The 14119-nt window shown below is 37.7% G+C and carries 12 protein-coding genes and 1 riboswitch; all 12 genes read left to right on the top strand.

The genetic code is table 11. The features are described 5' to 3' along the window. Window positions 1-2: 2 nt before the first annotated feature. The 12 genes from KHA94_RS07025 (at window position 3) to KHA94_RS07080 (ending at window position 14050) form a co-directional block, all read left to right on the top strand. Complete coding sequence (locus KHA94_RS07025) at window positions 3-1292, top strand: ABC transporter substrate-binding protein (RefSeq protein WP_213101452.1); 1290 nt, start codon at window positions 3-5, stop codon at window positions 1290-1292. A gap of 234 nt (window positions 1293-1526) precedes the next feature. Continuing rightward, window positions 1527-2477, top strand: a complete 951-nt coding sequence (locus KHA94_RS07030) for a carbohydrate ABC transporter permease (protein ID WP_213101453.1) — start codon at window positions 1527-1529, stop codon at window positions 2475-2477. Window positions 2478-2489: 12 nt separating this feature from the next. Next, a complete protein-coding gene (locus KHA94_RS07035) occupies window positions 2490-3314 on the top strand; it encodes a carbohydrate ABC transporter permease (protein WP_213101454.1) in 825 nt (274 codons plus the stop codon). Then, entirely contained in the window at window positions 3301-4302 is a 1002-nt protein-coding gene (locus tag KHA94_RS07040; RefSeq protein WP_213101455.1) for a BadF/BadG/BcrA/BcrD ATPase family protein, read from the top strand. The genes KHA94_RS07035 and KHA94_RS07040 overlap by 14 nt, the downstream gene beginning before the upstream one ends. 21 nt (window positions 4303-4323) lie before the next feature. Further along, window positions 4324-5238, top strand: a complete 915-nt coding sequence (murQ, locus tag KHA94_RS07045; RefSeq protein ID WP_213101456.1) for an N-acetylmuramic acid 6-phosphate etherase — start codon at window positions 4324-4326, stop codon at window positions 5236-5238. 190 nt (window positions 5239-5428) lie between these two features. Further along, complete coding sequence (locus tag KHA94_RS07050) at window positions 5429-6163, top strand: sulfite exporter TauE/SafE family protein (protein WP_213101457.1); 735 nt, start codon at window positions 5429-5431, stop codon at window positions 6161-6163. Window positions 6164-6308: 145 nt separating this feature from the next. After that, complete coding sequence (locus KHA94_RS07055) at window positions 6309-7154, top strand: VOC family protein (protein WP_213101458.1); 846 nt, start codon at window positions 6309-6311, stop codon at window positions 7152-7154. Between the two features lie 228 nt (window positions 7155-7382). Then, window positions 7383-7487: riboswitch (cyclic di-GMP riboswitch) on the top strand. Between the two features lie 97 nt (window positions 7488-7584). Continuing rightward, window positions 7585-8148 (top strand): helix-turn-helix domain-containing protein, encoded by a 564-nt coding sequence (locus KHA94_RS07060; RefSeq protein ID WP_213101459.1) that lies wholly within the window; start codon window positions 7585-7587, stop codon window positions 8146-8148. An 86-nt stretch (window positions 8149-8234) separates the two neighbouring features. After that, window positions 8235-8972 (top strand): EAL domain-containing protein, encoded by a 738-nt coding sequence (locus KHA94_RS07065; protein WP_338030757.1) that lies wholly within the window; start codon window positions 8235-8237, stop codon window positions 8970-8972. A gap of 373 nt (window positions 8973-9345) precedes the next feature. Continuing rightward, window positions 9346-11046, top strand: a complete 1701-nt coding sequence (locus tag KHA94_RS07070) for a methyl-accepting chemotaxis protein (protein WP_338030716.1) — start codon at window positions 9346-9348, stop codon at window positions 11044-11046. 199 nt (window positions 11047-11245) lie between these two features. Continuing rightward, window positions 11246-12514: an MFS transporter gene (locus tag KHA94_RS07075; protein ID WP_213101462.1), complete on the top strand. Its 1269-nt coding sequence runs from the start codon at window positions 11246-11248 to the stop codon at window positions 12512-12514. 327 nt (window positions 12515-12841) lie between these two features. Beyond that, complete coding sequence (locus KHA94_RS07080) at window positions 12842-14050, top strand: MFS transporter (RefSeq protein WP_213101463.1); 1209 nt, start codon at window positions 12842-12844, stop codon at window positions 14048-14050. The last annotated feature ends 69 nt before the right edge of the window (window positions 14051-14119 follow it).

The following is a 14119-nucleotide window of genomic DNA, read 5'->3' on the forward strand; positions in this document are numbered from 1 at the left end:
TTATGAAAAAGACAGGTAAAATTTGGTTATTCGGTTTATTTTCTATTCTTTTAATTTTTGCTTCAGCATGCTCGAAAGATACTGGCAGCTCTGAGAAACCAGAAAAAACAGATGAAGGAACAAAGGAAACAGTAACTTTATCAATTGGAAGCTGGAGAACAGAGGATACGGCTGGTTATGCCAAGGTAATCGAGGCATTTAATAAGCAATATCCAGATATTAAGGTTGAGTTCAAGCCTTCGAAAAACACTGAATATAACACGATTCTAAATACAGCTCTACAAAGTGGTGAAGGTCCAGATATTTTCCATCTGCGTCCATATGCACCTGGCATTGCTTTAGCGGATGCAGGCTATATTGAGCCATTAGATGGATTGGAAGGCTTAGATGCATTTCCTGAAACAGCTCTAGCAGCTTCAAAAGGATCAGATGGTAAGCAATATGGTGTCCCTTTAAATATGAGTACGACTCAAATGTTCTATAACAAAAAGATTTTTAGTGATTTAGGATTAGAAGTGCCAAAAACATGGGATGAATTCATCGCATTAAATGAAAAAATTAAAAAAGAAGGCATTATCCCAATTGCATTAGGAACGAAAGAAGGCTGGTTATTATCAGCTGCACACGGAATTATCGGACCTGCACATTATGGCGGAAATGATTTCGTAGAGAAAATCACAAAGGGTGAGACAGACTTTAAGAGTGCTGAATTCGTAAACTCTATTAAAGCGATGGATGAGCTAAAAGCATATTTCCCTGATAACTATGAAGGACTTGGGATGGAAGATATCCGTACATTATTCTTTACTGGTAAAGCAGCGATGTTCCCAATGGGAAGCTGGGAAATTGAAGTATTGCGCAGCATGAACCCTGATTTAGAACTTGGCTTTTTCCCAATGCCTTCTGCAGTTGGAAAGGATGCAACGATTACGGCTTGGGTAGATGGATCATTTGCGGTGAACGCAAATTCCAAGCATAAAGAGGAAGCAAAGAAATTCCTCCAATTCTTAACGACAAAGGAATTTGGTGAACCATTTACAAAAGAATTTAAAATGATTAGTGCGAATCCTGAAGTTAAATCAGACGACGAATTAGTAAATAGTTTAAGTGAAGCCGTTTCTAAGATTTCTACTCCGTATATGATGGTTGTCTATTTTGCTGGAGGAAACCCTACTTCTAAGGCAACATTAGAACTTGAGCTCCAAGGCATGTACCTTGGCCAGCAAACACCAGAAGGAGTTGCAGGGAAGGTTCAAGAAAATGCAGAAACTTGGTATAAGCCGTTTCAATAAGAAAAGCGCAAGCGCCTTGCTCACCCCCGACAAGCACAAGACGAGCCTCCCAGAAAGGTGTTCTTTGCTTTTCTGGGAGGATTGGCTTGTGACCTCGAGGTCGACAAAAGCGCGACGTCCTGTCGCATTGTCGACACTAGTACGTCCTGTACGTCGGGGGTAGGCGCTGGAGCTAGACATTTCTCTAACTCGAGAAAAGTTATACTATTCTTAAAAAGTAAGGTGGCGGTGAATATGCAGACAGAGTTAAACACAGAAACGATAAAGCAGATGAAGCAAAGGAAGTGGAAGAGATGGAATATCCATCTCTTCCCTATTCCCGCCCTCGTAATATACGGCTTATTTATTGTTTATCCTTTACTTGCAGCCCTTTCCTACAGCTTTTTTGATTGGAAGGGAATAAAAAGAGGGGCCTTTATCGGGTTTGATAATTATAAAGATCTATTTACCCTCGAACCATTCAGCAGCATGTTTTGGAATGCCTTTTGGCATAATGTTTTGTACTTTATTGTGCAAATGGTGGTTCAGAATGGATTAGCCTTCCTCCTTGCATTCATTATTTATCAAAAAATCCGAGGAGCAGAGTTTTTTAAGATCGCTTATTTCCTGCCCAGACTGTTGTCTGTTATTGTCGTAGGATTTTTATGGAAGCTTATCTTTAATCCCAACTTTGGAGCTTTGAATGTACTTTTAGGAAAATTTGGGCTAGAGTCTCTTCAAGAAGCATGGCTGGGGAATACAAAGACGGCACTTATGGCTATTATATTGGTAAATTGTTGGTTCGGGCTTGGCTTTTCCGTATTAATTTTTCTAGCTGGCTTTCAATCGATTCCAAGGGAATTGATCGAAGCCGCAAAATTAGATGGTGCGAATGGCTTTAAGATGCTAACAAAGATCTTGCTGCCTTTAATGGTTCCATCCATTATGATTATCACCGTGCTAACATTTATTCAATCCTTTGAAGCCTTTGAATTGGTTTATGCGATGCAAGGATCTCAGGGGGAGCCTTATCGTTCAACGGATACGCTAGCAGTCTATTTCTATCGGCTTGCCTTTGGAGGATCCTCCGGGGATTCCACGGCGATCGGACTGGGGTCTGCATTAGCGGTTGTATTATTTATTTTTATATCAACATTTACGGCTATTTTATTGAAAATGATGAAGAAAAAAGAGATAGAGATGTAAGGGGGAAATAAGGTGAAACATACGATCTGGACTAGACCTATATACTATATTATTGCCTTTTTATTTGCCTCTATTAGTCTGTATCCTATTATACTAATGATTCTTTCCTCTTTTAAACCGAGTGCTGAAATATTTATGAGTCCACTCGCGTTTCCAAAAAGCTTTAGCTTGGATACGTATCGTAACCTTTTGGATCAAATTCCATTCATGACTTATTTTTATAATAGTGTGTTTGTAAGTGTTGTTTCTGTTTTGCTCATTCTGATCACGACATCATTAGCCGCTTTTTATATTGCTAGGTATACATTTTGGTGGAATAATATTATGTTCTTCTTCTTCTTAATGGGGATGATGATCCCTATCAAGCTAGGAATTGTCCCATTGTTTTTATTAATGAAGGATCTTGGTTTAACAAATTCCTTATGGTCTTTGATTATGATGTATACCGCACAAGGGATTCCTCTATCCATCTTAATTCTGACAGGTTTCTTCCGAACAATGCCAGTTGAGCTAGAAGAAGCGGCTCGGATTGATGGAGCAAGCGACCTTCGCATTCTATGGAATGTTGTATTGCCATTAATGCGCCCTGCGTTGGGGACAGTCATGATTATTAACTTTATTTCCGCATGGAATGATTTCTTCTTCCCATTGATATTTATCTCAGATGAGATGAAAAAGACGATTCCAGTAGGGATGATGAAGCTATTTGGAGAGTATTCAGCTGACTGGGGAGCATTATTTGCTGGCTTGACGTTATCATCGCTTCCAATGATTATCCTATTCTTCATCGCTTCAAAGCAATTTATGGAAGGGTTGACAGCTGGTGCCGTTAAATAATGACTTATTTATAGGATTTGATGGTGGAGGTACAAAAACGATCGCCATCCTTGGAGATTGCTATGGTAATATAATTGCTTCTGCGACAGGTGCCTCCACCAACTTAAAGTCAAGACCGCAAGAAGAAGTGAAAGCTGTTATCCATGAGTTGTTAGACCAACTTCTTCAACTGGAGAATACGAATATACACCAAATAAAAGGTGCATTTGTATCGACAGCTGGAGGCGATCGAGAAGAGGATCGAAAGCGTTGGGAGCAATGGATACTTGAATATGGGCTTCAGCCTAATCAGATCATCGTAGAAAATGATGCGGTAGGAGCTTTAACAGCAGGTACAAAAACGAAAGATGGAATTGTATTGATTGCTGGAACAGGCTCGATTGCTTACTTTGTAAAAGATGGTATGGAAAAGCCTGTACGTTCAGGGGGCTGGGGTTATCTGTTTGGTGATGAGGGCAGCGGCTATGATATCGGAAATCAAGCACTGCGAATGGTCGTCCGGTCACATGATGGAAGTGATGATGAAAAAGAGACATTTACAAGCTATATTTTAGAGCAGGTTGGCTTAGAAAGCCCTGAACAATTCATCACCTTTATATATGAAGATCCATACCCAAGGAAATTAATCGCTTCTATTGCGAAACATGTCATTTCTTTAGCTGAACATGGAGAGTCAAATGCTAAGGCAATCATTCAGCATGCTATAGATAGCTTAGTAGAATTAGTTGTTTCCATTATTCGTCGTGAACGAGACGGAAATGCATATCCATTAGTCATTTCTGGAGGATTATTTCATTCAGCCTATTTTAAAGAGGTATTTGAACGCTCGATAAGGATAAAAGGTTGTCATATTCCGATTATTTCACCTAAGTATCCTCCTGTAGTAGGTTCATATATCCGTGCTCTTCTTCAAAATGGAGAAATCATAACAGATGAAGTCGGATATAACATAGATAAATCATGGGAAAGAGCCCTAAAGAGTGTTTAACAAAATATGGAGGCAGAACATATGAATGAAATGAATCCTACATCCTTAACGGAAATGAGAAACAAGGAGTCTGAGAATTTACATCAATTTTCAACTCTCGAAATTATCCAATTAATGAATCAGGAGGATAAAAAGGTACCAGAAGTTGTTGAAAAAGCCCTGCCGCAATTAAGTAATGCAATTGATGCTGTAGTAGACGCCCTTAAGTGTGGAGGCAAGCTGTTTTATATAGGGGCGGGGACAAGCGGACGTCTAGGCGTGTTAGATGCTTCTGAATGTCCGCCTACCTTTGGGGTCTCTCATGATCTAGTAAACGGTATTATAGCTGGTGGAGAAAAAGCTGTTCGTTATCCAATTGAAAATGCTGAAGATAATCGAGAAGCGGGAATCGCTGAGGTAGATCGTCTTTTGACTCAAAAGGATATTGTCATTGGTATTGCTTCTAGTGGAAGCACTCCTTTTGTACTAGGAGCCCTTGAAAGAGCGAATGAAAAAAACATTCCTACAGTAGGAATTTCATGTAATATAGGATCGGATTTAGCAAGAATATCCAAGTACCCAATTGAAATTCCGGTTGGACCCGAAGTCGTTACGGGTTCTACACGATTGAAAGCTGGTACAGCACAAAAAATGGTATTAAATATGATATCCACTGCAAGTATGATCAAGATGGGCAAAGTCTACAAAAACTTAATGGTAAATGTTCAAGCCACAAATGAAAAACTGAGACAAAGATCCATTTCCATCATTCAAGACGTTACAGGTGTGGAAGAGGCAGTTGCCAAGGAAATGAGTAAAAAGGCGAATGGGGACACTAGAATGGCCATATTAATGATCTTGTTTTCAATAGAATGTGAAACAGCAAAATCCATTCTTAATAATTATAATGACCATTTTCCAAAAGCATTAGAGGAGCTTCAAAACCAAAAGAATTAAAAACCTTGGCATTTGCCAAGTTTTTTTCACACGTTCTCTGTCTTCGCCTTTCCAAGGCTCGCCAATCGGCGAGTTTTCTTTATTATCCGTACACAGTAGATTGATAAGATTTCCTTATTTATTTTCATAAAAACAATTAAATTTATTTATATACCAATTAATTCTATACTTTAAGAAGGAGGTGTCAAATATGGAATATGTGCTGCTTTTTTTAATTGGTGTTTGTGCGACAACGATTGGCACGCTGGCGGGTGGAGGAGGGCTCATTAGCTTTCCGGCAATGCTGATTATGGGGATACCTGTACACTCTGCGATTGGTGCGAACAAAGTATCGAATACCATTAGTTCCTTCTCAAGCTTCTATCACCTTTATCGGAAAAAAGAAATTTCACTAAAAGAGTCATTTTGGATCATACCTGTTAGTCTTTCTGGAGGAATAAGCGGAGGGTACATCGCGTCAAAAATATCTGGAGAGAATTTGCAAATCATTGCTATGATCCTTCTTATATTTGCGTTTATCACATCTTTTAGCGGAAAGGGTAATTTCACTGGTGAAGAGCCTTTGAAGATGAACAAATTCAGTGTGCCTGGTCTCTTCGGTATTGGAATATATGATGGCCTTTTTGGACCTGGCCAAGGAACTTTGATGCTCTATTTATTTGGATATTTGAATATTGCCTATATTCAAGCTGTAGGTTTGGTTCGACTTGCCACTTTTTCAAGCTGTTTTGGAGCAGCTATCACCTATATCGCAACTGGAAAAATTATCTGGCCCCTTACCATTGCCCTTCTTCTTGGCTCCCTTACAGGTGCACAAATAGGTGTACGTATTGCCAAAAAACTAAAACCGCAAATCATAAAACCAATCCTGCGAATGGTCACAGTCGCTTTAATTATTCAAATCTTTGTGGATCAAGTTCTTTAAATATTTATTAGTTCAATAATCTTTACATTTTATTTATCTCGAATTAAAATATATTTAAATTGAGATAAAATCATGATACTGAATGAATCCTTTTAAGATATAAATAATATTAGAAATGAAAATTTTAAGTAAGGGTAGGGTGAAAATGGAAAAATTTCATCAGAAACCAAATGTCTTCGTTGGTGAGGTCAATATTAAAGTAAAGGATTTACAAAACGCTATTACTTTTTATCAAAATATAATGGGTTTTCAAGTATTGGAAAAAACAGATCAAATCGCAGTCTTAACAACAGATGGGAAAAATCGCATTTTAACACTTGAACAGCCTGCGGAAGTTATTCCGAAAGCTGGGCGTACGGCAGGCTTGTATCATTTTGCGATTTTACTGCCATCCCGCGCGGATTTATCTGTATTTTTACGGCACTTGCTTCAGACAGGCTACCGATTCGGAGCAGCGGATCATTATGTAAGTGAAGCATTATATCTTAACGATCCAGACGGTAATGGAATTGAAGTCTATCGGGATCGCCCTTCTCATGAATGGACGTGGAACAACGGTTTAGTGGATATGGCAACAGTACAGCTTGATGGGGAAGGGATTCTTACTGAAAGTAATGCGGAATGGACCGGTCTGCCTGCTGATACGATAATGGGGCATATTCATCTTCATGTAGGAGATCTTCATAAAGCAGAAGAGTTTTATACAAAAGGGCTTGGTTTTCAGACGGTTAGTTACTATCCTCAAGCTGCTTTTCTTTCTACCGGAGATTACCATCACCATATTGCCATCAACACTTGGCAAGGTGTTGGGGTTCAAGCGACACCCAAAAATAGTGTCGGTTTAAATTGGTACACCCTTGTTTTTCCTGATGAAGCTACGAGAAAGCAAGTGCTCGCACAACTGCAGCAAATTGGTGCTCCAGTAGATGAAGAGGGAGATTATTTTGTCACTGCTGACCCATCGGGAAATCAAATACGATTAGTTATTTAACAGCACTTGCTTTACTAAAGGGATATCCTGATGATGGGATATCCCTTTTCATATCAAACAGAAGAAGCTTGCTGTATGTACCAGGTCGATTTCCATTGAAAACGAATATCTGGGTATAAAGACTTATAGTTAACCAGAAATATGTCAACATATGTTGAACTTTATATAATTTTGTTGAATTATGAAGAAGTTTAGTTTATTATGAATACGTTATTGATGAAAAAGTCCTATATGTAAAGGCAAACTATTCGAAAGAATAGGACGCAAAGCCGAGGGTCTAAGGGTTTATGGGTGAGTACATTTTCCTACAAGCTACGACAGCCGGTTGCCCAATTTTTGGATTGGTTTATAAAAACCTTAGGCTATTCTATGTTTTCAGAGAATAGTCTTTTTTCTGTTTTTTTAAACATATAAGGAGGAATAATTAGAATTGAGTAAGGTTTGGAATTTAGAAGAAATTGAGTATCTAAAAGAACAAATTGGTGTCCATAAAATAACGACAATCGCACAAACAATGGATCGCTCTTATCATTCTGTGATTGTAAAAATGAATCGATTGGGAATATCGAATACAAAGCTGCACACAGGATTGATTACAATTGGAGAGCTCGCCAAGCTGGTAAAGGTAGACAGAAATACAGTTAAATGGTGGGTTGAAAAGCACGGGCTTCCCTGTACGAAGAAGGTAACAAGAAAGTCAAAAGGCTTTTATTTTATAGATCCATCTGACTTTTGGAAATGGGCAGAAGAAAATAAGGATAGAGTTCAATTTTCGAATATTGATTCAAAGGTTTTATTACCTGAGCCTGAATGGGTTCAAGAGGAAAGACAAAAGGAAAATGATGTTGTCAAAAAGAGAGCCTATAAGACTTGGACAACAAAAGAAGATCAACTCCTACTAAAACTACGAAGTGAAGGCCTTACCTTTACAGAAATTGCTGTAAAAATGAACAGGAGTTCTATTAGTGTGGCACGCAGAATTAAAAGGATTTAATAAATTTACTAGCTTTTTAATTTGCAGAGTAAAAAGAAATAACAAAGGAAGAAGGGTGCAAAATAGAGCCAAATATTCCGTCACTGATTAGGAAAAATTTATTGTTCAGTGAATATCAACCACTGACTAATTCTAGTAATGATTCAATTTTTGCCTATGAAGCCTTAATGAGAACGACACCACGAATAAATCCGCTAATTGTTTTTCAACAAGCTCAAATAAACGGATTGTTATATGAGCTAGATACAGCTTGTATTTCTAATGCTATCAAAGAATTCCCTATAGAGTATTTTGGACATTACTCATTATTTATTAATATATTGCCGACTACGATTATACATAATGAATTTAAGAGCTTTATCAATAATCTCCTAATACATTATCCGATGATCGAGGGGCAAATTGTTTTTGAAATTAATGAAAATATTGTCAAAGAAAGCATATGGGAGCAAAAGGAATTTTTGAATAGTTTAACTTACCTAAAATCATTAGGCTTTAGTATCGCTTTTGATGATTTACCTGTATCAAAGGCCTCATTTCAGATCATTGAAAACCTTACCCCTGATTTTGTTAAGCTAGACCACACAAAGTCAAAAGGGTTATCCAATTCAAAGGATAAACAAGATTTGATTTCCCTATTTTTGGAATACACTGACAACAAAGTGAAATTAGTGTTAGAAGGTATTGAAACAGAGGAGGATCTATTGACCGCCAAACGATTAGGAGTTCCATTGCTTCAAGGCTTTTATATTTCAATGCCGAAGCGATTGCAGGTGTTTGACAGAGTACTAGAAAAAGAGGTGCAATTGATTCTTAAACCTTAATAGCTAATAGAATAAAAAATGTTATTTAGGTTTTCATTCGTGATTTAACTTGTTAAGTGGTCGCTGCACTTTTCGAAATATGTCGATATTATGGTTTAAAAGGAGAAGTAAAATTATCTGCTAATGGTAATTTTGCTTCTTTTTTTGCTATTTTTATCACTTTTATATAGATGGAGAGTATCAAATATCATAGTCATAAAGAAGTATTTATTGTAGAATTTTGAAATAATTTCACTAAATGGTCCTATAATACAGAAATAGTTAATATATAGGAAAATTAGTGAATGGTAATGAAAGAAAGGTGGGAGTTAAGGAGACTCTTGTGGGCGAAAGACAGTATGTAATGTTATTTTCCAAAACTATAAAAAAATAGGTGATTACTTTGAAGATCAAACTAAAATTAGGGCTGAAGATTAATTTAATTGTTTTGTCTGTTATTCTCTTTTTATCAGCGATTATAGTAGTTGTCGTAAATAAGGAAATTGAGAAAGGAGTAGAAGAATTAGCTGTTGAAAAGGCAAAAGGTGATTTAGCTCTTGCCTATAGATACATAAATGAAAAATATCCTGGGGAATGGGCAATTAAAGGTAACCAGCTTTATAAAGGAACTGTTCTCATGAATGGAAATGAAGAAATTGTAGATGAAATTGCGAAGGATACAGGGGATACTGTGACGATATTTCAAGGGGATACACGTGTATCGACAAATGTGATAAAAGACGGGAATCGAGCCGTTGGAACACAAGTTTCCCAGGAAGTGGCAGATGTTGTTCTGAAAAAAGGTGAATACTATTATGGTGAAGCAAATGCTGTGGGAAATATATTTCAAACAGCCTATATGCCAATAAAAAATGGGAATGATGAAATTATCGGTATCTTTTATGTTGGTGCTTCTCAGAGCATTATCGAAAGGATTATATCCGATGTTTTAATGAAGGTTTTAACCATCCTAGGTATCGTGATTATCTTGTCGAGCCTTGTTATTTATTGGTTTTCAAGAAGAATGATAAAGAGATTAAATAATATATCATCCGCTCTTGAATTAGCGGGAGATGGGGATTTCACTAAGAAAATTAGTGATCAAACAGGTGATGAAATAAGTAATCTCACGATAAGTTTTAACCGAATGTCTGATAATCTTAGGAATATGATAAACGAAGTAAACAACGCTTCGGAGCAAGTTTCTTCTTCTTCCGATGAATTAACAGCAAGTGCAGAGCAAACAAATAAGGCCATCGAAACGATAACAGAGACCATTCAACAAGTAGCTCATGGTGCCGAGCATGCGACAGCAAGTGTACAAGAAAGTGCAACTGCATTAGAGGAAGTTAGTACTGGAGTACAAGCTATTGCTGAAGCAGCTTCTTCCATTTCAGAAGCAAGCTTTCAGGCAACAGAAAAAGCGAAAAGTGGTGGAGAATATGTAGCGAGAACTGTTCAACAAATCCATGCAATCAGCCATTCTGTTAAAGAGAGTGGAGAGATCATTCAATTATTAGATAAGCGTTCAAAGGAAATTGGTGAAATCACGAATGTCATCTCTAATATTGCAGAGCAGACGAACTTGCTGGCGTTAAATGCAGCGATTGAAGCTGCAAGAGCCGGCGAACATGGGAAAGGATTTGCCGTTGTAGCAGATGAGGTGCGAAAACTGGCAGAACAATCTCAAGCATCCTCTTCCCATATTTCAAGCTTAATCGTTGAAATTCAACAGGATATGGTGCATTCGAATAAATCAGTCAAGCAGGTAACAGAGGATGTGAAGGGCGGGCTGAAAATAGTCGAACAGACAGAAGGCAGCTTTAAAGAGATCCTTCACTTTATGGAGCAGCTCGCAGATAAGATTCGTGATATGGCTGCAACAGCAGAACAGGTATCTGCAAGTATTGAAGAAGTGGCAGCAACCGTATCCAGCATTACCCGAATTTCAGCTGATACTTCCGAGCATTCACAAAATGTAGCAGCATCAACAGAAGAACAGCTTGCTTCTATGGAAGAAATATCATCATCCGCCCAAACACTGTCCAAACTGGCAGAAGATATGCAAATGTTAATTAGTAAGTTTAAAATATAAATTTAATTTTCGAATTTTTTTGATATAGATCAATGAAAGAAAGAAGGAAAAATCATCTCTTACTGGTGATTTTTTCTTCTTTTTTTTGCTGGAAATAATTTTTTTAATATGTAAGCGCACTCATTTGAAATCTAAATTCATATCTAAAAAATCTAGCGTATAATATAAGATTGAATATAATTAATAGGAGTAGAGATCAGTGGAAAAACAAAATAGTCGATACAGATGGGTTGTATTTGCGACGGTATTGTTTACCTATTTTTTAATCGTTAGTCAACGAACAGCCCCTGGACTCATTACAGATCAATTGATGAAAGATTTCAATATGACAGCATCGACCATTGGATTACTGACAAGTATTCAATTTTTGGCATATGCTAGCTTGCAAATTCCGATTGGGTTATTGTCAGATCGTTTTGGCCCCAATCTTTTTCTTATTTTAGGGACGATTTTAAATGGAGTCGGAACAGTTATTTATAGTCTGGCAACGGGTGAAGAAGTGCTTCTTTTTGCCAGATTATTAGTGGGAATTGGAGATGCGGCCATTTGGGTTAATTTAGTATTAATATTAAGCCTTTGGTTTAAAGGGAATGAATTTGTTGGATTAATTGGAATAGCGGGAATGGCAGGAAGCTTTGGTTTCTTGTTGGCTACGGTTCCCTTTTCTGCTTGGATCACCTTATGGGGATGGAGAATACCTTTTCTGGCAGTTGGAATTATTCTATGTCTTAGTGGCATCGCTCTTTATTTTGTTCTCGTTGTAAAACCAAAGCAAATGTTTCGCAATCATTCAGATAAAAAAGAATCATCACCAAAAGCAGAGCAACAACGGGAAAAAACGCTCACGTTATTACGACGAATACTTTCTAACCGCCAAGCATGGGCTACATTTTTTTGCCATTTCGGAGTTGTCGGAACATATGTAGGATTTATTGGCTCATGGGCAGTCCCGTATGGAATGCATGTGTATGGAATGGATCGATCAGATGCTAGTCAGCTCATTATGGTTGGTCTTATAGGAGCTCTTCTTGGTGCTCCTATAACAAATTGGATGGCAAACCGTATGAATTCAATAAAAAAGCCGTATACTGCTGTACATCTCGTAACTTTTTTATGCTGGGTTGCTTTTCTTTTGTTTAGCGGAAAACCGCCATTTTTTATGCTTATCATTCTTTTCTTTATCATAGGGTATTGTAATGGGGCAAACACTTTAACATTTGCCGTTGTTCGCCAATCTTTTGACAGAAAAGAGGTTGGTTTTGCCTCTGGGTTTGCGAATACGGGTGGATTTTTAAGTGCTGTGCTGCTGCCTGTTATTTTTGGAAAAGTATTAGATCATTTTCATACAGCACCAAGTCATGTAGGTTATCTATACGCTTTCATCATTCCAGTCTTATTCTCCATGCTCGGATTACTTGGAGGATTTATGATTAAAGAACAGAGGCAGGAAGCAAAGGGAACAGTTTAAAATAGATCGACTCTCTCCCTCGAATATTGCCGAAATAAAGTGAAACTTCCATCAGTGGGGGTTTTTAGACGGACAGGACGTGCTAGTGCCGACGTTGCCACAGGACGTGGCGCTTTTAGTCTGTGTTCATTTTATGGGCCTTTACGGGCTGTTGATCCCCCACTTAGGTTTCTTTAATTCTCTCGCAACCTTTGAAGTGGGGGTCTTACTGCCCGTTAAACTGCGATAAATTGTATGAGTTTCCTAGAAATTTGTATTATTCAAATAATTTTTGGTATATAATCATATATATTTCGATTCTCGAATGGATATTGAAAGGAAATAAATATGTGGACTAACAGAAATGTTTGGATTATTTTAACGGGGGAGCTTATTGCCGGACTCGGATTATGGATGGGGATTATCGGAAATTTAGAATTTATGCAAGAGAAGGTGCCATCGGATTTCATGAAATCTGTCATCCTTGCGATTGGATTACTAGCTGGAATTGCAGTCGGGCCGCTCGCAGGGAGAATTACAGATCAAAAACGAAAAAAGACTGTCATGATTTATGCAGGTCTTGGCAGAATGGTTAGTGTTATATTTATGTTTATTGCTTTGTATATGGATTCCGTTATCTGGCTTGTCGCCTTTGTTATTTCCATTCAAATGGCGGCGGCTTTCTATTTTCCAGCACTGCAGGCAGCGATTCCTTTAATTGTCGGTGGAAAAAACTTATTAAGAATGAATGGTGTCCATATGAATGTGGCGACGGTTGCCAGGATCCTAGGCACGTCACTAGCTGGCATCTTACTAGTAGTGATGTCTCTGTTTATGTTATATCTATCTTCTTTTATCGCTTATTTTCTATTATTCATCTTTACATTATTTTTAAAAATTGATGAACCAATAGAACAGAAGAATACGAACAAACAAAAATCAAAAGGGAGCTTTAAAGATGTACTGCCTGTTATTAAAGGGCTGCCGATTGTCTTGATGACCCTTATCCTGACACTGATTCCACTGCTATTCTTAGGTGGTTTTAACCTGATGGTGATAAAAATAAGTGAGATCCATGATGATCAAATGATCAAGGGGATTATTTATGCAGCAGAAGGAATTTCCTTTATGCTAGGTGCTTTTGCTGTGAAGAAAATAAGTGATCGTTGGTCTCCGTATAGCATTATGTTTTTCTTTTCGTTAATTGTCGGATTTGCACAAATTTCATTGTTCTTAGTCGAAATGAAAATTGTAGCTGTTGCTGCATTTGCAATTGTCGGTTTTTCATTGGGCTGTTTCTTTCCGACGGCTGCAACGATCTTTCAAACAAGAATGCCAAAAGAATACCACGGGCGCTTCTTTTCTTTTCGTAATATGTTAGAAAGGGTCATGTTCCAAGTGGTTCTTCTAGGTACAGGATTCTTTTTAGATCTCGTAGGTCTGCAAATAATGGTCGTTATCTTTGGTATGATCTCAGTAGGATTATCTGGTTTCTTCTATTTTCGCTTTAAGCGCCAGTCAATTCAAGAAGATAATAAGAACACTGTATCTTTATAATTTGAATAGAAAGGGTATCTTAAAAGGAGGTTAATCTTTTCCTTTTGGGATACCTTTTTTTGGCTGTAC

Source organism: Cytobacillus citreus (assembly GCF_018343665.1).
Taxonomy (GTDB): Bacteria; Bacillota; Bacilli; order Bacillales; family Cytobacillaceae; genus Cytobacillus; species Cytobacillus citreus.

Bases quoted from the DNA above. Each gene is read 5' to 3' on its own strand.
- KHA94_RS07055 (WP_213101458.1), top strand. From the start codon at position 6,309: ATGGAAAAATTTCATCAGAAACCAAATGTCTTCGTTGGTGAGGTCAAT.
- KHA94_RS07025 (WP_213101452.1), top strand. From the start codon at position 3: ATGAAAAAGACAGGTAAAATTTGGTTATTCGGTTTATTTTCTATTCTT.
- KHA94_RS07080 (WP_213101463.1), top strand. From the start codon at position 12,842: ATGTGGACTAACAGAAATGTTTGGATTATTTTAACGGGGGAGCTTATT.
- KHA94_RS07050 (WP_213101457.1), top strand. From the start codon at position 5,429: ATGGAATATGTGCTGCTTTTTTTAATTGGTGTTTGTGCGACAACGATT.
- murQ (WP_213101456.1), top strand. From the start codon at position 4,324: ATGAATGAAATGAATCCTACATCCTTAACGGAAATGAGAAACAAGGAG.
- KHA94_RS07030 (WP_213101453.1), top strand. From the start codon at position 1,527: ATGCAGACAGAGTTAAACACAGAAACGATAAAGCAGATGAAGCAAAGG.